Source organism: Mycobacterium colombiense CECT 3035 (assembly GCF_002105755.1).
In the GTDB taxonomy this organism is placed as follows: domain Bacteria; phylum Actinomycetota; class Actinomycetes; order Mycobacteriales; family Mycobacteriaceae; genus Mycobacterium; species Mycobacterium colombiense.
Genome location: NZ_CP020821.1, coordinates 757,618 through 779,626 on the forward strand (window position 1 = coordinate 757,618; position 22,009 = coordinate 779,626).

Sequence of the window (22,009 nt, forward strand, 5' to 3'; positions counted from 1 at the left end):
GACGAAGTGGAGCGCGGCTGGGAGTACGTGCTGGCTCCGCCGCGCAGCGCGCCCGGCGTCATGTCGATGGTGGGCTATCGCACCCCGGATGTGGCTGAGAAGGTGCACCGCGGCATGCCGTCGTCGACGTTGACATTCATCGTCAGCCTCGACGACGGCGTGGAGGCCGCGTCCACCGCCGACGCGCTGGCGGGTTCTCGGCCCAACCCGTTGATCCTCGGCGGATTACACGTGCAGGCCAGCCATGTGCGGCTGTGTCGCGGCCAGGCGGGTGTGCAGCTGGCCGTGCACCCGTTGGCCTCGCGTGCGCTGTTCGGCGTACCCAGCGCCGAGCTCCCAATCACCGGCTTCGACGGCGTTGAAGTACTGGGCCGGTCTGCCGCCAGGCTCCCCGAGCGTGCCGCGGACGCGCGCGGATGGTCCGATGTATTCGCAACTGTCGCTGGATATCTCGTGGAGGCCCGCCGGTTCCGCGACGGCGCGACCGTGCGGCCGGAGGTCGCCTATGCCTGGCGGCTACTGGAACGCACTCGCGGCCGAGTGCAGGTTGGCAAGGTGGCCGACCAAGTCGGAGTGAGCGCACGACACCTAACGACTCTCTTCCACCAAGAGGTGGGCAGATCGCCGAAGACGGTGTCGATGTTGATGCGATTCCAGAACGCGTCAGCACGGATCGCGGCATCGGCGCGCGCGTACGGCCGGGTTGACCTGGCGGCGATCGCGGCCGGCACCGGTTACTGCGACCAGGCCCACCTGACCCGCGAGTTCGTCCGGTTCGCCGGGGTGCCGCCGCGGGCGTGGCTGGCCGACGAGTTCCGAAACATCCAAGACGGCGGCCACTCCTGGGCATCACAGTGGGACCATGACTACTTCGAATCCGACAGTCTGGTTGACGCTGCAGGCGCATGACGCCCCCAAGCTCATCGATTACTACGTCGAGACGTTCGGCTTTGTCGTCGCGGCACGCTACGGCGCCGGCGACCGAGTCGACCATGCCCAATTGCTTTGGCCGGAAGGCAGCGGCGGCATCATGTTGGGCAGCCACAAACCCGGGGCGGACTGGTCGCGCGAACCGGGAACCGCCGGTGGCTACATCGTCACCGGCGATCCCGATGCCCTCTACGCCCGGGTGTCCTCACACCAGGCGGAAATCGTCCGCCCGCTCGGCAAAACCGATTACGGTGCAACGGAATTCGCCGTCCGTGATCCGGAAGGCAACTTGTGGTCGTTCGGCGACTACGCCGGCGAGCCGATGCCGAGCTGACCCGTGAGACTGCGACGCCTGGCTACCATGACCGTAGAACGCGACGGTCCCGCCAGCACGGAGGAGTGCTCATCCGATGACAACAGCGCGCCTGCCTCAACTGCCACTCGACGAAGCCAAGGCCGCCGCCGACGAAGCGGCCGTCCCCAACTACATGGCCGAGCTCAGCATCTTCCAGGTGCTGCTCAACCATCCGCCGCTGGCGCGTGGCATCAACGACCTGCTCGCCACCATGCTCTGGCACGGGACGCTCGACTCTCGGCTGCGCGAGCTGGTGATCATGCGGATCGGCTGGCTCACCGCCTGCGACTACGAATGGACACAGCACTGGCGCGTCGCATCCCGGCTCGGCGTTCCGGCCGACGACCTGCTGGGCGTGCGGGATTGGCCGAACCACGCCGGGTTCGGGCCCGTCGAGCGGGCCGTGCTCGCGGCCACCGACGACGTGGTGCGCGACGGCTCGGTGAGCGCCAAGAGCTGGTCGGCATGCGAGCGCGAATTCCAGGGCGACACAACCGTTCTCGTTGAGCTCGTGACGGTCATCGGCGCCTGGCGGATGGTCGCGTCGATCCTGCAGAGCCTGGAAGTGCCGCTGGAGGAGGGCGTGTCGAGCTGGCCGCCGGACGGCCGGTCGCCCCGGTCCTAACCTCGGCGCGCGCATGAGTTGCCCACGCGCCGTGGCCGATTGACTTAGCCGTCGATAACTCTTAGCGTCGGGCAATGAGAACCAGGGTCGCCGAGCTGCTCGGAGTCGAATTCCCGATCTGCGCCTTCAGCCACTGCCGCGACGTGGTGGCGGCGGTGACCAACGCGGGCGGCTTCGGAATCCTGGGCGCCACCGCGCACAGCCCCCAGCGGCTGCAGAGCGAGCTGACCTGGATCGAGGAACAGACCGGCGGCAAGCCCTACGGAGTCGACCTGCTGCTGCCGCCCAAGTACGTCGGTGCCGAGCAAGGCGGCATCGACACCACCCAGGCCCGCACCCTGCTGCCCGAGGAGCATCGCGCCTTCGTCGACGACCTGCTGGCCCGCTACGGCGTCACCGCGGCCGCCGCGGAGCCGCGCGCGTCGCTGGGTGGCCTGAACATCTCGCCCAAGACCTATGAGCCGCTGCTCGACGTCGCCTTCTCCAACAACATCCGGCTGATCGCCAGCGCGCTCGGCCCACCGCCGGCCGACCTCGTCGAACGCGCGCACGACCGGGACGTGCTGGTGGCCGCGCTGGCCGGCACCACCCGGCACGCGCAACGGCACGCCGCCGCGGGCGTCGACCTGATCGTCGCGCAAGGCACCGAGGCCGGCGGTCACACCGGCGAGGTGGCGACCATGGTCCTGGTGCCCGAGGTCGTCGACGCCGTGGCCCCGGTGCCCGTGCTCGCCGCCGGCGGCATCGCCCGCGGGCGCCAGATCGCCGCGGCGCTGGCCCTCGGGGCCGAGGGCGTGTGGTGCGGCTCGGTGTGGCTGACCACCGAAGAGGCCGAGACGGTGCCCGTGGTCAAGGAGAAGTTCCTGGCCGCGACCTCGTCGGACACGGTGCGCTCGCGCTCGATGACGGGCAAGCCGGCGCGGATGCTGCGCACGGCCTGGACCGACGAGTGGGACCGGCCGGAAAACCCCGATCCGCTGGGCATGCCGTTGCAGACCGCGCTGATCACCGAGCCGCAGGTGCGCATCAACTCCGCCGCCGCCCAGCAGGGCGCCAAGGCGCGTGAGCTGGCCACCTACTTCGTCGGGCAGGTGGTGGGCTCGCTCGACCGGGTGCGCCCCACCCGCTCGGTGGTGCTGGACATGGTCGAGGAGTTCATCGACACCATCGGCCGGCTCGACGGCCTGGTCGAGAAGTGATCCGGGGCGCCGAACGGACCGCGCGGAATTGACGGATCCCTGACGGTGGGCGCGCGTATGCCCAGCTCAGCGCCGTGAACCTGGCCGATTGCTGTGTGCGCCCCTAATGAATGCGTACAGAATCGTCGACACGCCATCCGGGGATTTGACCGCGTCATGGCCGTCGTGCATCATCGGTCGGGTAAGCACCTCGTTAGGTGAGGCGTCTACACGAATACAGGCCACTGACCCCGAACGTCGAAAGACGCCCCGGGTCAGGACAGCTCCTCCCGGCTTAAGGGTTGAGCCCAGGTGGCTTCCGAGGTATCGGACACGTCGTGTGGTGCCGAAGCTCTGACGAGTGGGGTGCGGATCGCCGACGGTCGTCGGGTTCTGCTCCTTTGCTGCGCATAGATCGCATGCGACACGCGCGTGCGTCGTGACCGCGAGGAGGTGAGGGACACATGAGTTCTAGCGATAGTCCGGACCGAAGTCCGAACTGTGTTTTGTCCCGATCCGGTCTCCGGCGCGACCTTCTCGGCTGAGTCGTCGCAACGCTAAGTGGTTATCGCCCAAGCGTTCTGAGATCACACGGGATGGGACACACCAGTCCGATCAGTCCCCGTTAGATCTCCCCTCTAGGAGGCGATGATGACCGCAGCTTTCTACGACGAAGTGCTCACCGTAGCTCCCGCCCCCACGCTCACCGTGGTGCGCGACACCGACACGATCCCGGCGCCCGCCCCGGCTCCGGTGGCCAAGGCCCGCCGGTCCGACCACGCACCGTTCGGCGCCGGTGGCGACCCGCTGGTCGACGGCGCCGCGCGCCTGCTCAGCGTCCCGCTGCGCCACGTGTACGCCGCGCTGTGGCGGGTCGGCGTCCTCGACGTCCGGGCCTGACAGCCGAACTTCGATGGACGTCGAACACCCGGATTTGCGGGTTTTCGTAGAATCGACCTACTGGCGTCGATCCGGCCATCACCGGGGAGCCTTCGGAAGAACGGCCGTGCTGGCTCAGTAGAACCGAACGGGTAGGCCCGTCACAGCCCTCATCGAGTGGCCACGCGAAAGCGCGGCAAGCGGGGTGGTACCGCGGCGCTCGCGCAGCCAGCGCGTCGTCGTCCCCGGTTTGCACCGTGGCACAGGAGACAACGCGCATCGTGACCGACAACGTCGACGTCAACACGTACCCCAAGCCGGCCGGCGGGGCGCCCGACTTCCCGGCGCTCGAGCTCGAGGTGCTCGACTACTGGGCCCGCGACGACACCTTCCGGGCCAGCATCGCCCGCCGCGACGGCGCGCCGGAATACGTGTTCTACGACGGGCCGCCGTTCGCCAACGGGCTGCCGCACTACGGCCACCTGCTCACCGGCTACGTCAAGGACATCGTCCCGCGCTACCGCACCATGCGCGGCTACAAGGTGGAGCGCCGCTTCGGCTGGGACACCCACGGGCTGCCCGCCGAACTCGAAGTCGAGCGCCAGCTGGGCATCACCGACAAGTCGCAGATCGACGACATGGGCATCGCCGCGTTCAACGACGCCTGCCGGGCCTCGGTGCTGCGCTACACCGACGAGTGGCAGGCCTACGTCACCCGCCAGGCGCGCTGGGTCGACTTCGACACCGACTACAAGACGCTGGACCTGCCCTACATGGAGTCGGTGATCTGGGCGTTCAAACAGCTCTGGGACAAGGGCCTGGCGTATGAGGGCTACCGGGTGTTGCCCTACTGCTGGCGCGACGAGACCCCGCTGTCCAACCACGAATTGCGGATGGACGACGACGTGTACCAGAGCCGCCAGGACCCCGCCCTGACGGTGGGCTTCAGGGTGGTCGGTGGCCCGCTGGACGGGGCGCACCTGCTGGTATGGACGACGACGCCGTGGACCCTGCCGTCCAACCTCGCCGTCGCCGTCAACCCCGAGGTGACCTACGTCGAGGTCGAGGCCGACGGCAAGCGCTTCGTCCTCGCGGAGCCGCGGCTGACCGCCTACGCGCGCGAGTTGCGCGAAGAGCCCGAGATCCTGGCCACCTACCGCGGGGCCGACCTGCTCGGTATGCGCTACCTGCCGCCGTTCCCGTATTTCATGGATCCGGAACCGGGCAGGGCCAACGCATTTCAGGTGCTGCCCGGTGAGTTCGTCACCACCGAGGACGGTACCGGCATCGTGCACATGGCGCCGGCCTACGGCGAGGACGACATGGCGACCACCGACAAGGTCGGCATCACCCCGGTCACGCCCGTCGATTCCAAGGGGCGCTTCGACGCCACGGTCCCGGATTACCAGGGGCAGCACGTCTTTGACGCCAACCCGCACATCATCCGCGACCTGAAGAACGGCAGCGGTCCCGCCGCGGCCAACGGCGCCGTGCTGCTGCGCCACGAAACCTACGAGCACCCCTACCCGCACTGCTGGCGCTGCCGTAACCCGCTGATCTACCGGGCGGTGTCGTCGTGGTTCGTCGCGGTCACCGAGTTCCGGGACCGCATGGTCGAACTCAACCAGCAGATCACCTGGTACCCCGAGCACGTCAAGGACGGCCAGTTCGGCAAGTGGCTGGCCGGCGCCCGCGACTGGTCGATATCCCGAAACCGCTACTGGGGCACCCCGATTCCGGTGTGGAAGTCCGACGACCCGGCGTACCCGCGGGTCGACGCCTACGGCAGCCTCGACGAACTCGAACGCGACTTCGGGGTGCGGCCCACCAACCTGCACCGGCCGTTCATCGACGAGCTGACCCGGCCCAACCCCGACGACCCCACCGGCCGCAGCACGATGCGGCGCATCCCCGACGTGCTCGACGTGTGGTTCGACTCGGGGTCCATGCCCTATGCCCAGGTGCACTTCCCGTTCGAGAACGAAGAGTGGTTCGACAGCCACTACCCCGGCGACTTCATCGTCGAGTACATCGGGCAGACCCGCGGCTGGTTCTACACCCTGCACGTGCTGGCCACCGCGCTGTTCGACCGTCCCGCCTTCAAAACCTGTGTGGCACACGGCATCGTGCTGGGCTCCGACGGCCAGAAGATGAGCAAGTCGCTGCGCAACTATCCCGATGTGTCCGAGGTGTTCGACCGTGACGGCTCCGACGCCATGCGCTGGTTCCTGATGGCCTCGCCGATCCTGCGCGGCGGCAATCTGATCGTCACCGAGCAGGGCATCCGCGAGGGTGTGCGCCAGGTGCTGCTGCCGTTCTGGAACGCCTACAGCTTCCTGGCCCTCTACGCGCCCAAAGTCGGTACCTGGCGCACCGATTCGACACAGGTGCTGGACCGCTACATCCTGGCCAAGCTCGCCGAGCTGCGCGACGAGCTGACCCACGAGATGGACACCTGCGACATCTCCCGGGCCTGCGAGCAGCTGCGCCAGTTCACCGAGGCGCTGACGAACTGGTATGTGCGACGGTCGCGTTCGCGGTTCTGGGAGGAAGACGTCGACGCCATCGACACCCTGCACACCGTGCTGGAGGTCACCGCGCGGCTGGCCGCGCCGCTGCTTCCGTCCGTGACCGAGATCGTCTGGCGCGGCCTGACGTCGCAGCGGTCGGTGCATCTCACCGATTGGCCGGCACCCGGCGACGTGCCCGCCGACCCGGACCTGGTCGCCGCGATGGATCAGGTCCGCGACGTCTGCTCGGCCGCGTCCTCGTTGCGCAAGGCCAAGAAGCTGCGGGTACGGCTGCCGCTGCCTAAACTGACTGTGGCGGTGGAGAATCCACAGCGATTGGCGCCCTTCGCCGACCTGATCGCCGACGAGCTGAACGTCAAGAGCGTCGAGCTGACCGACGCGATCGACACCTACGGCCGCTTCGAGCTCACCGTCAACGCGCGGGTGGCCGGGCCGCGGCTGGGCAAGGACGTGCAGGCCGCCATCAAGGCGGTCAAGGCGGGGGAGGGCGTCGTCAATGCGGACGGCACGCTGACCGCCGGACCCGCGGTGCTGCAACCCGAGGAATACAGTTCACGGCTGGTCGCGGCGGACCCGGAATTCACCGCCGCCCTGCCCGACGGGTCGGGCCTGGTGGTGCTCGATGGCACGGTGACCCCGGAACTGGAGGCCGAAGGCTGGGCCAAGGACCGGATCCGCGAGCTGCAGGAGCTGCGCAAGTCGACCGGGCTGGACGTCTCCGACCGCATCAGCGTGGTGATGGCGGTGCCCGGCGAGCGGGCCGACTGGGCGCGCACCCACCGCGACCTCATCGCGGGCGAAATCCTGGCCACCAGTTTCGAATTCGGCGATCCGGTCGATGGCGCCGAGATCGGCGACGGTGTGCGGGTCAGCATCGCCAAGGCGTGAACCGCGAACCGGTCAGGCGCGCGACCACAGCGCCCGGTGGGCGTGCGGCCAGAACGGCATGCCCGCCACCACCGTCGCCCCGGTCGCGATCAGGCCGACCGCGACGTCCACGCTCTCGCGCCCTTCCTTGGCCCAGTAGACGTCCTTGAGGTCCAACAGCAGCGCCAGCTCGTCGACGATCATCGCGTTGGCGGCACCATAGGCCACCGCCGCCGCGGGATGCCGCCGCTGCTTGTCGGTTCCGCGCAGCCCCACTCCCGCCACGGTCGCCAGCATCCCGATGCCGATGTTGTAGTGGTGGAAGTGCTTGCCGCCCAACGACATTCCGCCACCGGAAGGTCCGTGGCCGGCGCGGATCCAGTGGGTGAGGCCCCGCAGCCCCGCGAAGGTCAGGGTGAACGACACCCACGCCAGCACCGTGGCCTGCTCGCCGGGTTGCAGGCGCTGGTCCCATTGGTGGCGCAGCCGCGCCCACCGCTTCGCGGGAGGCGCATCCCCGGGCGAAACGGCCGCGTCGCCGGCCCCGGTGCTCATCGGCGGACCCCGACCGCCCCGGCCGGGCGCCGCGAGCTGCGGATCCGGCGGGGCGCCAGCTTCATGGCCATGACAAAACGTTAGTCCAACTGGCCCTTCGCGCGGGCCCTAGCATCGATCGTGTGGAGTCGCGGTGGGTGCTGCACCTGGACATGGACGCGTTCTTCGCCTCCGTCGAGCAACTCACCCGCCCGACGCTGCGCGGACGCCCGGTGCTGGTCGGTGGCGTGGGCGGGCGCGGCGTGGTGGCCGGGGCCAGCTACGAGGCGCGCGTGTTCGGGGCGCGCTCGGCCATGCCCATGCACCAGGCGCGCCGGCTGGTCGGCGTGAGCGCGGTGGTGCTGCCGCCGCGCGGCGTGGTGTACGGGCTGGCCAGCAGGCGCGTCTTCGACACCATCCGCGCCGTGGTGCCCGTGGTCGAGCAGCTGTCCTTCGACGAGGGATTCGGCGAACCGGCACAGCTCGCCGGGGCGTCGGCGGCGGAGGTCGAGGCGTTCTGCGAGGACCTGCGGCGACGGGTCCGCGACGACACCGGACTGATCGCCTCGGTGGGTGCGGGCTCGGGCAAGCAGATCGCCAAGATCGCCTCCGGGCTGGCCAAGCCCGACGGGGTCCGGGTGGTGCGCCGCGCCGAAGAGCGGCTGTTGCTCGGCGGGCTGCCGGTGCGCCGGCTGTGGGGGATCGGCCCCGTCGCCGAGGAGCGGCTGCATCGCCTCGGCATCGAGACCATCGGGGAGCTGGCCGCGCTGACCGAGCCCGAGGCCGCCAACATCCTGGGCGCCACGATCGGGCCGGCGCTGCACCGGCTGGCCCGCGGCATCGACGACCGCCCGGTCGCCGAGCGGGCCGAGGCCAAGCAGATCAGCTCCGAGTCGACGTTCGCCGCCGACCTGACCAGCCTGGAGCAGCTGCGTGAGGCCATCGAGCCGATCGCCGAGCACGCCCATCACCGCCTGCTGCGCGACGGCCGCGGCGCGCGCACCGTCACCGTCAAGCTGAAGAAATCCGACATGAGCACGCTGACCCGGTCCGCCACGCTGCCCTACGCCACCACCGAGGTCGCCGCGCTGGTGGGCATGGCCCGCCGGCTGCTGCTCGATCCGCGCGAGATCGGGCCCATTCGCCTTCTCGGCGTGGGCTTTTCGGGGCTGAGTGACGTGCGCCAGGAATCGCTGTTTCCGGATTTGGAACTGGCTGCGCCGCAATCGGATTCATCGTCGGTGGAGACCGCGACCGAGGCCATGTATGGGCCCGGTCCCCAGCCGGCAGAGGCTGCGGGGTGGCGGGTCGGCGACGACGTCGCCCACCGCGAGCTCGGGCACGGCTGGGTGCAGGGCGCGGGCCACGGCGTGGTCACCGCGCGGTTCGAAACCCGCAGCACCGGCCCCGGCCCGGCCCGGACCTTTCCCGCCGACGGCGGCGACCTGGTGCGCGCCAACCCGATCGATTCCCTGGACTGGCCCGATTACGCCGGGGAGCTGCAGGCCTCAGAAGTCAGAGCGCTGTCAGCCCCACCGGGCGACGACGTCGGCGACCGGTAGCCCCGCGGCCAGCGCGGCGATCAGCAGGACGCGCGCCTGAGGCGGTCGCAGCCGCGGCACCATCACCGCCCCGCCGCCGCCATGTCGTGCCCGGGGCCATAGCTGGCGCCCACCGACCCGCCGGGGACGCGGGTGGACACCGCGACGACGACCCCGTCGCCGCAGTGCCGGCGCACCGCGTCGACCACCGCGGGTCCGGCGTTTCCCGAACCCAGCGCCTCGAGCACCACGCCCCGCGCCCCGGCGGCCACGCACGCATCGAGCGCCACCGCGTCGCTGCCCAGGTACGCCGCAACGATGTCGACGCGCGGGGCGCCGGTGGCCCGCAGCTCGCCGACGAACGGGCGGGTCTTCGGGCCGGTCAGGGACACGTCACCGGCCACGGATCCGAGCGGGCGGCCGGTGAAGCCGCTCAGGTCCTCGGTGGCCACCTTGCTCATGCCCAGCGGTTGCAGCACCCGGCCGGCGAAACACAACAGCACGCCCAGGTCACGGGCGGCCGGGCTGGCCGCCACCGCCAGGGCGTCGCGCACATTCGCCGGGCCGTCAGCGTCGGGGGCGTCGGCACTGCGCATGGCGCCGGTCAGCACGACCGGGGCCCGGCCCGCATAGGTGAGCTCGAGCCACAGCGCGCTCTCCTCCATGGTGTCGGTGCCGTGCAGCACCACCACACCGTCGGCGCCGCCGTCGACCGCGGCCGTCACCGCGTCGCGGATCCGGTCCCAATCGGCCAGTGTCAGCTCCGAGCTGTCCACCGCCAGCAGGTCGACGACGTCGACGTCGTGTCCTTCGCGGAAAGGCGCCGTGAGATCCGACCCGGTGTAGGAGGGCCGGTGCACCCCGTCGGCTCCGGTGCCGGTCGATATCGTGCCTCCGGTGGCGATCACGGTGAGGCGGGCCATGCTGGCATCATTGCGCATCGCCGCCGCGCGAACATGGCTAGCCCGCGCGGGGCGGTAGGGGATGATGGGGACGTGCCTGAAGAACCAACGAACTCGACTGAGCCGGTGACCTCAGCCGAAGAGGCTGGTGGGGCCGCCCCGGTCGAGCGAGACGCGGAGCCCGAATCGGTCGCTTCGCCCGGACCCGCGCCACGGCGGCTGCGGCTGCTGCTGTCGATCGCGGCGATCATCCTGGCCCTCGACGTGGTCACCAAGGTGCTTGCCGTCAAACTGCTGCCGCCCGGCCAGCCGGTGCCGATCATCGGCGACACGGTGACCTGGACCCTGGTGCGCAATTCCGGTGCGGCCTTCTCGATGGCGACCGGCTACACCTGGGTGCTGACGCTGATCGCGACCGGCGTGGTGGCCGGCATCTTCTGGATGGGGCGCCGGCTGGTGTCGCCCTGGTGGGCGGTGGGCCTGGGGATGATCCTCGGCGGCGCCATGGGCAACCTGGTCGATCGCTTCTTCCGTGCCCCGGGGCCGCTGCGCGGGCATGTCGTGGACTTCCTGTCGGTCGGCTGGTGGCCGGTGTTCAACGTCGCCGACCCCTCCGTGGTCGGCGGGGCCATCCTGCTGGTGGTGCTGTCGATCTTCGGGTTCGATTTCGACTCGGTAGGTCGGCGCACCGCCGGCGACCGGCGCAAGGACGAGGGCGACAGCCAGGACAGCGCGGGTGAGTGACCGCTCGATGCCCGTCCCGGAGGGCCTGGCGGGCATGCGCGTCGACGCCGGGCTGGCCCGCCTGCTGGGGTTGTCGCGCAGCGCGGCGGCGGCGATCGCCGAGGACGGCGGCGTCGAACTCGACGGCGTCCAGGCCGGCAAGTCCGACCGGCTGACCGGCGGCGCGTGGCTGCAGGTGCGGCTGCCCGAGGCGCCCGCCCCGCCGCAGAACACGCCGGTCGACATCGAGGGCATGACGATCCTGTACTCCGACGACGACATCGTCGCCGTCGACAAGCCGGCGGCCGTGGCCGCGCACGCGTCTGTCGGCTGGACCGGGCCCACGGTGCTCGGCGGCCTGGCCGCCGCCGGCTACCGGATCACCACCTCGGGTGTGCCCGAGCGGCAGGGCATCGTGCACCGGCTCGACGTCGGCACGTCCGGGGTGATGGTGGTGGCGCTGTCCGAGCGCGCCTACACCCTGCTCAAGCGGGCGTTCAAACAGCGCACCGTCGACAAGCGCTATCACGCGCTGGTGCAAGGACATCCGGACCCGTCCAGCGGGACCATCGACGCGCCGATCGGGCGGCACCGCGGCGGCGAGTGGAAGTTCGCGGTCACCAAGGACGGCAGGCACAGCCTCACCCACTACGACACGGTGGAGGCCTTCGTCGCCGCCAGCCTGCTCGACGTGCACCTGGAAACCGGCCGCACCCACCAGATCCGGGTGCATTTCTCCGCGCTGCACCACCCGTGCTGCGGTGACCTCGTCTACGGTGCCGACCCCAAGCTCGCGAAAAAGCTTGGGCTGGAACGCCAATGGCTGCATGCCCGCTCGCTGTCGTTCGCGCACCCGGCCGACGGCCGGCGGATCGAGATCGTCAGCCCCTACCCGCCCGACCTGCAGCACGCGCTGGACGTGTTGCGCGACGAGGGCTGACTCAGGCGGGCTTGCGGGCCTCGACGAGCAGCCGCACGGAGTGGGCGACGAACGGCCCCTCGGATTCGATGCGCTCGTGCAGTTCGGCCAGCCGCTCGCGGTAGCGCTGCACGCTGAAGTCGGGCACCGTCCAGATCACCTTGCGCAGGAAGTACACCACGGCCCCGATGTCGAAGAACTCGGCGCGCATCCGCTCCATCCGCACATCGACAACCTCCAGCCCGGCCGCCTCGGCCTGCGCGCGCACGGCGTCCGGGTGAAACTCGGCCCACTTCTCCGGCTGCGGCCCGATGAAAAACTCGACCAGCTCGCCCATGGTGGCCGGGCCGATGTGCTGCGCGAAGTACGTGCCGCCCGGCCGGAGCACCCGGCGGATCTCCGTCCACCAGACCGAGATCGGGTGACGGGTGGTCACCAGGTCGAACGCGTCGTCGGCGAACGGCAACGGGGGTTCGTCGCGGGTCGCGACGACCACCACGCCCAGGGCGTGCAGGCGCCGGGTGGCCAGCGCCGCGTTCGGCGGCCACGTCTCGATGGCCGCCATGGTCGGCGGGAACGGTGCCGCGCCGGACAGCACCTCCCCGCCGCCGGTGTGAATGTCCAGCGCCGCCGACACCGTCGCCAACCGCGCCCGCAGCAGCCGCTGATAGCCCCATGACGGGCGTTCCTCGGTGGCCCGGCCGTCCAGCCACGAAAAGTCCCAGCCCTCGACCGGGGCGGCGTCCGCCTCGGCGATCAGGTCGTCAAATGTGCGCCGCATGTCAGGCATGCTAGGCGTGCGGCGCGCCTAAAACCGTCAGATTCTGACCTTGCCGGCGTCGCCCGTGGCGATCTGGGGGGCCAGCGGGGCGATCGCGCCGAGTATCTCGGTGACCGTCTCCGACGGCACCCCGGCTGCGGCCAGCGCGTCGGCCAAATGGCCCGCCACCAAACCGAAGTGGTGCATGGTGATCCCGCGGCCCTGGTGCACCTGCTTCATCGGCGCGCCGGTGTAGGGCTCCGGGCCGCCTAGGGCGGCGGCGAAGAATTCCACCTGCTTGCCCTTCAGGCGGTTCATGTTCGTGCCGGTGAAGAAGCCGGACAGCTCGTCGTCGGCAAGCACGCGAACGTAGAAGTCCTCCACCACGACTTCGATCGCCTCGTGCCCACCGATCCGGTCGTAGACGGGTGCCGGTGCGGACTTGCGGAAGCGCGCCAGAATTTTCATAAGCTGGATTGGATCATTCCGGCGTTGCCCGTCGGTTAGTGTGCGATCACACCCGGATTGCCCTGTGTAACAAGCGGATTGCCCACGGCTGGCGGTCGCTGCCGGCGGGCCGTGAGGCCCGGCGCCGCGTTACATGACGGCAATCTGCATCGGGGTGACGGATTGATGTCCTAGGTTGGCTTAATGATGCACGTCACATCACTCGCGCAGCCCCGCAAGGCGGTCGTGGTCATCGGGCTGGCCAGTTGCGGTCGGGGGGCTCACATCATCAGGGGTGAAAGCCGATGAATCTTGGTGACTTAACGAACTTGGTGGAGAACTCGATCGGGAGCCTGGTGGAAAAGCCACTGGCCGCGGTGTCCCACATCGTCAACACCCCGAACTCGGCCGGGCGGTATCGGCCGTTCTATCTGAGGAATCTGCTGGACGCGGTGCAGGGCCGCACGCTCGAGGAGGCGGTCAAGGGCAGGACCATCCTGATCACCGGGGGATCGTCGGGCATCGGTGAGGCCGCCGCGAAGAAGATCGCCGAGGCCGGGGGGACGGTGGCGCTGGTGGCGCGCACCCGGGAGAACCTGGAGAAGGTCGCCGACGAGATCCGCGACGGCGGCGGGGCCGCCCACGTCTACCCGTGCGACCTGTCCGACATGGACGCCATCGCCGCGATGGCCGATCAGGTGCTCGCGGATCTCGGCGGCGTCGACATCCTGATCAACAACGCCGGCCGCTCGATTCGGCGCTCGCTCGAGCTGTCCTACGACCGGATCCACGACTATCAGCGCACGATGCAGCTGAACTATCTCGGCGCGGTCCAGTTGATCCTCAAATTCATCCCCGGGATGCGCGAGCGGGGATACGGGCACATCGTCAACGTCTCCTCGGTCGGCGTGCAGACCCGCGCGCCGCGCTTCGGCGCCTACATCGCCAGCAAGGCCGCGCTGGACAGCCTGTGCGACTCGCTGCAGGCCGAGACCGTCAACGACGACGTGCGGTTCACCACGGTGCACATGGCGCTGGTGCGCACGCCGATGATCAGTCCGACCACGCTCTACGACAAGTTCCCGGCGCTGACGCCCGAGCAGGCGGCCGGGGTGATCGCCGACGCGATCGTGCATCGGCCGCGGCGGGCCAGCTCGCCGTTCGGGCAGTTCGCCGCGGTCGCCGACGCCGTCAACCCGGCGGTGATGGACCGGGTGCGCAACCGGGCGTTCGCCATGTTCGGCGATTCCGACGCGGCCAAGGGTGATGAAACATCAACCGAGACAACGCAATTCGATAAGCGCAGCGAAAACTTTGTGCGGGCGACCCGCGGGATACATTGGTGACACCATGAGTCTTCCCAAACCTGATATTGAGACCACCGTCGTCATCACCGGCGCCTCGTCCGGCATCGGCGCCGAACTGGCCCGCGGGTTGGCCCGCCGTGGCTTCCCGTTGTTGCTGGTCGCGCGGCGCCGCGAGCGCCTCGACGAGTTGGCCAACGAGGTGGGCCAGGAGTACTCGGTGGGCGTCGAGGTGCTGCCACTGGACCTCAGCGACGCCAAGTCGCGCGCCAAGCTGGCGAGCCGGCTGCGCAGCGAGCCGATCGCCGGCCTGTGCAACAGCGCCGGTTTCGGCACCAGCGGGGTGTTCCACGAGCTGCCGGTGGAGCGCGAGAGCGAAGAGGTCACGCTCAACGCGCTGGCGTTGATGGAACTGACCCACGCGACGTTGCCCGGCATGGTCGAGCGCGGCGCCGGCGCGGTGATGAACATCGCGTCGATCGCCGGATTCCAGCCCGTTCCCTTCATGGCGGTCTATTCGGCCACCAAGGCGTTCGTGCAGACGTTCTCCGAAGCGGTGCACGAGGAGCTGCACGGGACGGGTGTGTCGGTCACCTGCCTGTGCCCGGGACCGGTGCCGACGGAGTGGGCCGAGATCGCCAACGCCGAGCGGTTCAGCATTCCCATCGCCCAGGTGTCGCCGCGCGACGTGGCCGAGGCGGCCATCGGCGGCATGCTCGCCGGCCGGCGCACGGTGGTGCCCGGCGTGGTGCCCAAGGTGGTCAGCACCGGCGGGCGGTTCGCTCCGCGCAGCCTGCTGCTGCCCGGGATCCGGATCGGCAACCGCTTCCGCGGTGGGCCGAAGAGCTGACTTGATGGCCCGGTTCGCGGTCGCCGGATCACATTCGTCACATCCGTCTCCGCGCCGGGCATATGACGAAATGCCCGCCTCGGAGCGACAACTGGGTTGGTGCGCGTCGCCGTTTCCGGTTGTCGCGTCGCCCGTCGCCCGTCGCCCGTCTCCCGTCGCCCGTCTCCCGTTGTCGCTCAGAGGCGGGCAATAGACCCTGTGCCTCGGCGGTGGGACCGCAGTGGCGGATGTGACGAAGCGCTAGGCTCAGGCGGTGGCTGCCGTGGACCTGACCGCCGACGTCCCGATGACTCCGCAGGACATGTGGGATCACGTCTCCGATCTCTCGGATCTGGGCGACTGGCTGGTCATGCACGAGGGCTGGCGCAGCGACCTGCCCGACGAGATCGCCGAGGGCACCCAGATCGTCGGCGTCGCGCGCGCCAAGGGACTTCGCAACCGGGTGACGTGGACCGTCACCAGGTGGGACCCGCCGCACGAGATGGCGATGTCGGGGGACGGCAAGGGCGGTGCAAAGTACGTCGTCACCCTCACCGTGCGGCCCGCCGGCGAGGGATCGACGCTGGGTCTGCGCCTCGAACTGGGCGGACGGGCGCTGTTCGGCCCGGTGGGATCGGCGGCCGCGCGGGCCGTCAAAGGCGACGTCCAGAAGTCGCTGAAGAACTTCGTCGAGTTGTACGGATAAACCGGTCAAGACACACGCCGCGACACGCCGAACTCGTGTCGGTCCGCGGTCATAGACTGGCGTCCCTATGACCGGTTCGTCAGCTCCGAACGCGAGCGCTCCTCGCGGGTCGTCCTTCGTGCACCTGCATAACCACACCGAGTATTCGATGTTGGACGGTGCCGCGAAGATCGCGCCGATGCTGGCCGAGGTGGACCGGCTGCAAATGCCCGCGGTCGGGATGACCGACCACGGAAACATGTTCGGCGCCAGCGAGTTCTACAACGCGGCGACCAAGGCCGGGATCAAGCCGATCATCGGCGTCGAGGCCTACATCGCGCCGGCCTCGCGCTTCGACACCCGGCGGATCCTGTGGGGTGACCCGGGCCAGAAGTCCGACGACGTGTCGGGCAGCGGCTCCTACACGCACATGACGATGGTGGCCGAGAACGCCACCGGGCTGCGCAACCTGTTCAGGCTGTCGTCGTTGGCTTCGTTCGAGGGCCAGCTCGGCAAGTGGTCGCGGATGGACGCCGAGATCATCGCCGAACACGCCGAGGGCATCATCGCCACCACCGGCTGCCCGTCCGGCGAGGTGCAGACCCGGCTGCGGCTGGGACACGAGCGTGAGGCGCTGGAGTCGGCCGCCAAGTGGCGCGAAATCTTCGGCGCCGACAACTACTTCCTGGAGCTGATGGACCACGGCCTGTCCATCGAGACCCGGGTGCGCGAAGGGCTGCTGGAGATCGGCCGCAAGCTGGGCATCCCGCCGCTGGCCACCAACGACTGCCACTACGTCACCCGCGACGCCGCCCACAACCACGAGGCGCTGCTGTGCGTGCAGACCGGCAAGACGCTCTCGGACCCCAACCGGTTCAAGTTCGACGGCGACGGCTACTACCTGAAGTCGGCCGCCGAGATGCGCCAGATCTGGGACGACGAGGTTCCCGGCGCCTGCGACTCCACCCTGCTGATCGCCGAACGCGTGCAGTCCTACGACGAGGTGTGGGAGCCACGCGACCGGATGCCGATCTTCCCGGTGCCCGAGGGCCACGACCAGGCGAGCTGGCTGCACCACGAGGTGCTGGCCGGGCTGCAGCGCCGGTTCCCGTCCGGCGTCGGGCAGGACTACATCGACCGCGCCGAGTACGAGATCAAGGTCATCTGCGACAAGGGCTTCCCGTCCTACTTCCTGATCGTCGCCGACCTGATCAACCACGCGCGGTCGGTGGACATCCGGGTGGGCCCGGGCCGTGGCTCGGCGGCCGGCTCGCTGGTGGCCTACGCGCTGGGCATCACCAACATCGACCCGATCCCGCACGGCCTGCTGTTCGAGCGCTTCCTCAACCCGGAACGTCCGTCGGCGCCCGACATCGACATCGACTTCGACGACCGTCGCCGCGGCGAGATGGTGCGCTACGCCGCCGAGAAGTGGGGCTCGGACCGGGTGGCCCAGGTCATCACCTTCGGCACCATCAAAACCAAAGCGGCGCTGAAGGATTCGGCGCGCATCCACTACGGCCAGCCCGGGTTCGCGATCGCCGACCGGATCACCAAGGCGCTGCCGCCGCCGATCATGGCGAAGGACATCCCGCTGTCGGGCATCACCGACCCGGGCCATGAGCGGTACAAGGAGGCCGCCGAGGTCCGCGGCCTGATCGAAACCGATCCCGACGTGCGCACCATCTATCAGACCGCGCGCGGCCTGGAGGGCCTGATCCGCAACGCCGGCGTGCACGCGTGCGCGGTGATCATGAGCAGCGAGCCGCTGACCGAGGCCATCCCGCTGTGGAAGCGCCCCCAGGACGGCGCCATCATCACCGGCTGGGACTATCCGTCGTGTGAGGCCATCGGCCTGTTGAAGATGGACTTCCTGGGCCTGCGGAACCTGACGATCATCGGCGACGCCCTGGAAAACATCAAGAGCAACAGGGGAATCGACCTCGACCTGGAATCGGTGCCGCTGGACGACAAGCCCACCTACGAACTGCTCGGTCGCGGCGACACCCTGGGCGTGTTCCAGCTCGACGGCGGGCCGATGCGAGACCTGTTGCGCCGCATGCAGCCCACCGAGTTCAACGACATCGTCGCGGTGCTGGCGCTGTACCGCCCCGGCCCGATGGGCATGAACGCCCACAACGACTACGCCGACCGCAAGAACGGTCGTCAGGCGGTCAAGCCCATCCACCCGGAGCTCGAGGAGCCGCTGCGCGAGATCCTGGCCGAGACGCACGGCCTGATCGTCTATCAAGAGCAGATCATGTTCATCGCCCAGAAGGTCGCCTCCTACACGATGGGCAAAGCCGACGCGCTGCGCAAGGCGATGGGTAAGAAGAAGCTCGAGGTGCTCGAGGCCGAGTACAAGGGCTTCTACGAAGGCATGACCGCCAACGGCTTCTCCGAAAAAGCGGTGAAAGCGTTGTGGGACACCATCCTTCCGTTCGCCGGGTACGCGTTCAACAAGTCGCACGCGGCGGGCTACGGCCTGGTCTCCTATTGGACGGCCTACCTGAAGGCCAACTATCCGGCCGAGTACATGGCCGGCCTGCTGACCTCGGTCGGCGACGACAAGGACAAGGCCGCGGTGTATCTGGCCGACTGCCGCAAGCTCGGCATCACGGTGCTGCCGCCGGACGTCAACGAGTCCCTGGTGAACTTCGCCTCGGTGGGGCAGGACATCCGGTTCGGGCTGGGCGCGGTGCGTAACGTCGGCGCCAACGTGGTCGGCTCGCTGATCAGCACCCGCAACGGCAAGGGCAAGTTCACCGACTTCTCGGACTACCTCAACAAGATCGACGTCGCGGCCTGCAACAAGAAGGTCACCGAGTCGTTGATCAAGGCGGGCGCGTTCGACTCGCTGGGGCATGCCCGCAAGGGCCTGTTCCTGGTGCACACCGACGCGGTCGACTCGGTGCTGGGCACCAAGAAGGCCGAGGCGATGGGCCAGTTCGACCTGTTCGGCGGCGACGAGGGGTGCACCGAATCGGTGTTCAACATCAAGGTGCCCGACGACGAATGGGAGGACAAGCACAAGCTCGCGCTGGAGCGGGAGATGCTGGGCCTGTACGTGTCCGGGCACCCGCTCAACCAGGTGGCGCACCTGCTGACCGCGCAGGTCGACACCCAGATCCCGGCCATCCTCGACGGCGATGTGCCCAACGACGCCCAGGTGCGGGTGGGGGGCATCCTCGCCTCGGTCAACCGGCGGGTCAACAAGAACGGAATGCCTTGGGCGTCAGCCCAATTAGAGGATCTCACCGGTGGGATCGAGGTGATGTTCTTCCCCCAGGCGTACTCCGTCTACGGGGCCGACATCGCCGACGACGTCGTGGTGCTGATCAAGGCGAAGGTGTCGCTGCGCGACGACCGGGTCGCGCTGATCGCCAACGAGCTTGTGGTGCCCGACTTCTCCAACGCGCAGCCGAACCGGCCGCTGGCGGTCAGCCTGCCGACGCGGCAGTGCACCATCGACAAAGTCACCGCGCTCAAGCAGGTGCTGGCCCGTCACCCCGGCACGGCGCAGGTGCATCTGCGCCTGATCAGTGGGGACCGGATCACCACGCTGGAATTGGATGCGTCCCTTCGGGTTACGCCCTCGCCGGCGCTGATGGGGGACCTCAAGGCGCTGCTGGGCCCGGGCTGCCTGGGCGGCTAGCGCGAACGGCTATCCGGCCAATCGCGACGCCGCCCGGTGGTCGTGGGTCGGGATGATCGTCACGGTGTGCCGCGCCAGGTGCAGGCGCTGCAGGGTTCTGAACGTCTCCTCGCGATCCTCGTCCACCAAATTGCCGGGGTAGCTTGCCTTCTGACGGACCTTGTCGATCTGCAAGTGGTGCCACGCGGCGTCGCCGGCGATGAGGATCCAGCCCCGCGCGGTGTGGGCCAGCACACCGACACTGCCCGGCGTGTGGCCGGCCAGGTCCACCAGCACGACCGAACCGTCACCGAAGAGGTCGTGGCTGGCGGTGAAGGTCAGCACCGGCGGACCGTCCAGGTCGTAGTCGTTGACGGGCCGGCCGAGCAGCGAATCGCGCACGCCGCCGACGGGCGCGACGGGACCCGAACCGACCCAATCGTGTTCGCGGCGGTGCAGGTGCACCGGAAGGCCCGGCAGGTCCAGCAGGCCCGACACGTGGTCCCAGTGCGCGTGGGTGGGGAGCGCGAAATCCAGGCGTGGCGCGTCGGGCAACCGGTTCAGCGCGGTGCGGGTGGGGATGGTCGAGGCGGGCGGGCGGACCGCGACCCGCAGCACGGCGGGCAGCTGGGCGATCGCGCGTCGCTCGACGTCGACGCACACCGCGGGGTCGACGATGAACGTCGCCTCCGGGTGGGTGACGACGAACGACGTGAGCGAGTTCTCGACGCGCGCCGGGGTGAAGGTGCCCTCGACGATGGCGGCGGTCGGCACCGGGCGCGGCACCTGCGGCAGCGCACTCACCGTCACGGTAGTACCGGGAGCCGGGAGGCCGGCGTCGACGACGCCGCGCAGGAACCTCTCGTCGGGCCGCTTCGGGCGCACCATGCCGAGCGCCAATCCCGCTGCGGCGCCGCAGCATTGGCGGAGGCCGGGGGAGCGGACGGGGTCGGACACCAGTGCCCGCGTCATGGCAGTTCCACCCGCACGATGACGCTGTCCGGCCACACCCCGCGGTCGCGGGCGCGCCGCAACTTCTCGCGCGCGCACAGGTCTTGGTGGACGTTGGTCACGCCGGGCACCTTGATCAGCGGGACGATGTTCCACTGCCAGCCGTAGCGCCGGTGCAGCACGCGGTTGGCGCGGGCGGCCTCGGCGCCGGACAGCACGGTGGCGCGGCCGGTCACCGTCGCCGCGCCGGGGCGCAGCCGGCCCCGGTGGTCGCAGGCGGCGAGTTCGACGTCGCGGCGGGCGGCCAGCCGCCTGGTCTTCGGGCCGACCTTGGTCCGGAACAGCAGGCCGTCGTCGTCGAACGCGAACCAGATCGGGGTGTCGACGGGCGTGCCGTCGCGGCGAAACGATCGCAGCAGCGCGTAGCGAGAGCGCCGGATTTCCGCGTGTTGGGAGATGGTCATAACCCCAGTCAAGGACTTAGAGTTGGCTCGAAGTCAAGCATCGAATTCCGGGAGGCTGCGATGGCGCCGAGCCTGACGATCGGGGAGGTGGCGCGCCAGACCGGGGTCGCCGCGACGGCGCTGCGGTATTACGAGCAGATCGGGCTGGTGCCGCAGCCGGCGCGGCTGGGCGGTCAGCGCCGCTACGACGACTCGATCCTGGCCCGCCTCGAGGTGATCGCGCTGTGCAAGGCCGCCGGGTTCTCGCTGGAAGAGATCCAGCTGTTGTTCGCCGACGACGCTCCCGGGCGGCCGGCCAGCCGCGCGCTGGCCGAGGCGAAACTCGCCGAGATCGACGCCCAGATGGACTCGCTGGCGCGCGCCCGCGCCGTCATCGAGTGGGGGATGCGCTGCACGTGCCCCTCAATTGACGCCTGTACCTGCGGCATTCACCCACCCCACGCCGGCAAGGAGCCCACATGACCCACCAGCACCGGATCGCCGTGCAGAACTTCTCGCACATCTGCATCGGCGTCTCCGACATCGAGGCCTCGCTGGCGTTCTACACCGCGGTGCTGGGCATGGACGTGGTGTTCGACGTCGAACTCGCCGGCGCCGGACTGGATTCGGTCACCGGCGGCGCCGCCCAGCAGGGCCGCATGATCGGCGGGCTGATCGGGGCGGCGATGGTGGAACTGTTGTCGTTGGGCACGGTGCCCGACTGCCCGAGCGGCCCACACCTGGGCTACACCAACATGTCGTTCCGCGTCGACGATCTCGACGCCGCCTACGACACCGTGACGCGCCACCACCCCGGCGTCCGGGCCGACCCGCCCGTCGACATCGGGGGCGTGCGGATGTTCTTCATCCACGACCCCGACGGCACGCCGATCGAGCTGGTGGAACTGCCCGGCGACGCGACGGGCACAGTGCAGCTCTGGCGGCCACAGGCCTGAGCCGTGCGTGAACCGG

The 22,009-nt window shown here is 69.4% G+C and carries 20 protein-coding genes, 1 pseudogene and 1 riboswitch; of the genes and pseudogenes, 15 read left to right on the forward strand and 6 right to left on the reverse strand.

Translation table 11 applies throughout. From position 1 onward, the window contains the following. The first annotated feature begins 66 nt into the window (after positions 1-66). The 6 genes from B9D87_RS03645 (at position 67) to ileS (ending at position 7,386) form a co-directional block, all read left to right on the forward strand. Entirely contained in the window at positions 67-909 is an 843-nt protein-coding gene (locus tag B9D87_RS03645; protein WP_040631874.1) for a helix-turn-helix domain-containing protein, read from the forward strand. Beyond that, positions 863-1,264 (forward strand): VOC family protein, encoded by a 402-nt coding sequence (locus B9D87_RS03650; RefSeq protein ID WP_040631829.1) that lies wholly within the window; start codon positions 863-865, stop codon positions 1,262-1,264. The genes B9D87_RS03645 and B9D87_RS03650 overlap by 47 nt, the downstream gene beginning before the upstream one ends. A 76-nt stretch (positions 1,265-1,340) precedes the next feature. Beyond that, positions 1,341-1,910 (forward strand): carboxymuconolactone decarboxylase family protein, encoded by a 570-nt coding sequence (locus tag B9D87_RS03655; protein ID WP_007776329.1) that lies wholly within the window; start codon positions 1,341-1,343, stop codon positions 1,908-1,910. A gap of 74 nt (positions 1,911-1,984) precedes the next feature. Further along, the gene (locus tag B9D87_RS03660) at positions 1,985-3,109 is read left to right on the forward strand and encodes an NAD(P)H-dependent flavin oxidoreductase (RefSeq protein WP_007776327.1); all 1,125 of its coding nucleotides are present in this window, start codon (positions 1,985-1,987) and stop codon (positions 3,107-3,109) included. Between the two features lie 182 nt (positions 3,110-3,291). Then, positions 3,292-3,461, forward strand: a riboswitch (M-box (ykoK) riboswitch). A 278-nt stretch (positions 3,462-3,739) separates the two neighbouring features. Next, positions 3,740-3,988, forward strand: a complete 249-nt coding sequence (locus B9D87_RS03665) for an Rv1535 family protein (RefSeq protein ID WP_007776326.1) — start codon at positions 3,740-3,742, stop codon at positions 3,986-3,988. 260 nt (positions 3,989-4,248) lie between these two features. Continuing rightward, complete coding sequence (gene ileS, locus B9D87_RS03670; RefSeq protein WP_007776324.1) at positions 4,249-7,386, forward strand: isoleucine--tRNA ligase; 3,138 nt, start codon at positions 4,249-4,251, stop codon at positions 7,384-7,386. Positions 7,387-7,398: 12 nt separating this feature from the next. Here ileS and B9D87_RS03675 read toward each other — a convergent pair whose 3' ends face one another. After that, positions 7,399-7,920: a hypothetical protein gene (locus tag B9D87_RS03675; protein ID WP_007776322.1), complete on the reverse strand. Its 522-nt coding sequence runs from the start codon at positions 7,918-7,920 to the stop codon at positions 7,399-7,401. Between the two features lie 122 nt (positions 7,921-8,042). Here B9D87_RS03675 and B9D87_RS03680 point away from each other — a divergent pair, with 122 nt between their 5' ends. Next, the gene (locus B9D87_RS03680; RefSeq protein WP_007776321.1) at positions 8,043-9,461 is read left to right on the forward strand and encodes a DNA polymerase IV; all 1,419 of its coding nucleotides are present in this window, start codon (positions 8,043-8,045) and stop codon (positions 9,459-9,461) included. Here B9D87_RS03680 and B9D87_RS03685 read toward each other — a convergent pair. Further along, positions 9,426-10,381 (reverse strand): annotated as a pseudogene (locus B9D87_RS03685) (asparaginase). The gene B9D87_RS03680 and the pseudogene B9D87_RS03685 sit on opposite strands and share 36 nt — an antisense overlap. 54 nt (positions 10,382-10,435) lie before the next feature. On the opposite strand from B9D87_RS03685, the gene lspA reads away from it, so the two are divergent. Next, positions 10,436-11,086: a signal peptidase II gene (lspA, locus tag B9D87_RS03690; protein ID WP_040631826.1), complete on the forward strand. Its 651-nt coding sequence runs from the start codon at positions 10,436-10,438 to the stop codon at positions 11,084-11,086. Further along, entirely contained in the window at positions 11,079-12,005 is a 927-nt protein-coding gene (locus tag B9D87_RS03695) for an RluA family pseudouridine synthase (RefSeq protein ID WP_007776316.1), read from the forward strand. The genes lspA and B9D87_RS03695 overlap by 8 nt, the downstream gene beginning before the upstream one ends. Position 12,006: 1 nt before the next feature. Here the strand turns inward: B9D87_RS03695 and B9D87_RS03700 are convergent, their stop codons facing one another. Together B9D87_RS03700 and B9D87_RS03705 are read right to left on the reverse strand one after the other, a co-directional pair. Beyond that, positions 12,007-12,765, reverse strand: coding sequence for a class I SAM-dependent methyltransferase (locus B9D87_RS03700; RefSeq protein WP_007776313.1), 759 nt, complete (start codon positions 12,763-12,765; stop codon positions 12,007-12,009). Positions 12,766-12,801: 36 nt separating this feature from the next. Next, a complete protein-coding gene (locus B9D87_RS03705) occupies positions 12,802-13,212 on the reverse strand; it encodes a group I truncated hemoglobin (RefSeq protein ID WP_007776310.1) in 411 nt (136 codons plus the stop codon). Positions 13,213-13,496: 284 nt separating this feature from the next. Here B9D87_RS03705 and B9D87_RS03710 point away from each other — a divergent pair, with 284 nt between their 5' ends. From B9D87_RS03710 to dnaE, 4 genes are all read left to right on the forward strand, one after another. Beyond that, on the forward strand, positions 13,497-14,537 hold the full coding sequence (locus tag B9D87_RS03710; RefSeq protein ID WP_040631825.1) for an SDR family NAD(P)-dependent oxidoreductase: 1,041 nt from the start codon (positions 13,497-13,499) through the stop codon (positions 14,535-14,537). A gap of 4 nt (positions 14,538-14,541) precedes the next feature. Next, on the forward strand, positions 14,542-15,345 hold the full coding sequence (locus B9D87_RS03715; protein WP_007776304.1) for an SDR family NAD(P)-dependent oxidoreductase: 804 nt from the start codon (positions 14,542-14,544) through the stop codon (positions 15,343-15,345). 253 nt (positions 15,346-15,598) lie between these two features. Then, positions 15,599-16,030 carry a type II toxin-antitoxin system Rv0910 family toxin gene (locus tag B9D87_RS03720; RefSeq protein WP_007776302.1) on the forward strand — a complete coding sequence of 144 codons (432 nt, stop codon included), beginning with the start codon at positions 15,599-15,601 and terminating at the stop codon, positions 16,028-16,030. 67 nt (positions 16,031-16,097) lie between these two features. Beyond that, on the forward strand, positions 16,098-19,664 hold the full coding sequence (dnaE, locus tag B9D87_RS03725; protein ID WP_040631822.1) for a DNA polymerase III subunit alpha: 3,567 nt from the start codon (positions 16,098-16,100) through the stop codon (positions 19,662-19,664). Positions 19,665-19,673: 9 nt separating this feature from the next. On the opposite strand, the gene B9D87_RS03730 is transcribed toward dnaE, so the two are convergent. Both B9D87_RS03730 and B9D87_RS03735 read right to left on the reverse strand, forming a co-directional pair. Further along, a complete protein-coding gene (locus tag B9D87_RS03730; RefSeq protein ID WP_007776296.1) occupies positions 19,674-20,615 on the reverse strand; it encodes an MBL fold metallo-hydrolase in 942 nt (313 codons plus the stop codon). Beyond that, on the reverse strand, positions 20,612-21,058 hold the full coding sequence (locus B9D87_RS03735) for a PPOX class F420-dependent oxidoreductase (protein ID WP_007776294.1): 447 nt from the start codon (positions 21,056-21,058) through the stop codon (positions 20,612-20,614). Before B9D87_RS03735 ends, B9D87_RS03730 begins: the two co-directional genes overlap by 4 nt. A gap of 60 nt (positions 21,059-21,118) precedes the next feature. Between B9D87_RS03735 and B9D87_RS03740 the strand changes: the two genes are divergently transcribed. Both B9D87_RS03740 and B9D87_RS03745 read left to right on the forward strand, forming a co-directional pair. After that, on the forward strand, positions 21,119-21,520 hold the full coding sequence (locus tag B9D87_RS03740; protein ID WP_007776292.1) for a helix-turn-helix domain-containing protein: 402 nt from the start codon (positions 21,119-21,121) through the stop codon (positions 21,518-21,520). Continuing rightward, positions 21,517-21,993: a VOC family protein gene (locus B9D87_RS03745; protein ID WP_007776289.1), complete on the forward strand. Its 477-nt coding sequence runs from the start codon at positions 21,517-21,519 to the stop codon at positions 21,991-21,993. The genes B9D87_RS03740 and B9D87_RS03745 overlap by 4 nt, the downstream gene beginning before the upstream one ends. The last annotated feature ends 16 nt before the right edge of the window (positions 21,994-22,009 follow it).

Bases quoted from the DNA above. Each gene is read 5' to 3' on its own strand.
- B9D87_RS03740 (WP_007776292.1), top strand. From the start codon at position 21,119: ATGGCGCCGAGCCTGACGATCGGGGAGGTGGCGCGCCAGACCGGGGTC.
- B9D87_RS03675 (WP_007776322.1), bottom strand. From the start codon at position 7,920: ATGAGCACCGGGGCCGGCGACGCGGCCGTTTCGCCCGGGGATGCGCCT.
- B9D87_RS03715 (WP_007776304.1), top strand. From the start codon at position 14,542: ATGAGTCTTCCCAAACCTGATATTGAGACCACCGTCGTCATCACCGGC.
- B9D87_RS03655 (WP_007776329.1), top strand. From the start codon at position 1,341: ATGACAACAGCGCGCCTGCCTCAACTGCCACTCGACGAAGCCAAGGCC.
- B9D87_RS03730 (WP_007776296.1), bottom strand. From the start codon at position 20,615: ATGACGCGGGCACTGGTGTCCGACCCCGTCCGCTCCCCCGGCCTCCGC.
- B9D87_RS03660 (WP_007776327.1), top strand. From the start codon at position 1,985: ATGAGAACCAGGGTCGCCGAGCTGCTCGGAGTCGAATTCCCGATCTGC.
- B9D87_RS03705 (WP_007776310.1), bottom strand. From the start codon at position 13,212: ATGAAAATTCTGGCGCGCTTCCGCAAGTCCGCACCGGCACCCGTCTAC.
- B9D87_RS03735 (WP_007776294.1), bottom strand. From the start codon at position 21,058: ATGACCATCTCCCAACACGCGGAAATCCGGCGCTCTCGCTACGCGCTG.
- dnaE (WP_040631822.1), top strand. From the start codon at position 16,098: ATGACCGGTTCGTCAGCTCCGAACGCGAGCGCTCCTCGCGGGTCGTCC.
- B9D87_RS03710 (WP_040631825.1), top strand. From the start codon at position 13,497: ATGAATCTTGGTGACTTAACGAACTTGGTGGAGAACTCGATCGGGAGC.
- B9D87_RS03665 (WP_007776326.1), top strand. From the start codon at position 3,740: ATGACCGCAGCTTTCTACGACGAAGTGCTCACCGTAGCTCCCGCCCCC.
- B9D87_RS03645 (WP_040631874.1), top strand. From the start codon at position 67: ATGGTGGGCTATCGCACCCCGGATGTGGCTGAGAAGGTGCACCGCGGC.
- B9D87_RS03745 (WP_007776289.1), top strand. From the start codon at position 21,517: ATGACCCACCAGCACCGGATCGCCGTGCAGAACTTCTCGCACATCTGC.
- B9D87_RS03700 (WP_007776313.1), bottom strand. From the start codon at position 12,765: ATGCGGCGCACATTTGACGACCTGATCGCCGAGGCGGACGCCGCCCCG.
- B9D87_RS03650 (WP_040631829.1), top strand. From the start codon at position 863: ATGACTACTTCGAATCCGACAGTCTGGTTGACGCTGCAGGCGCATGAC.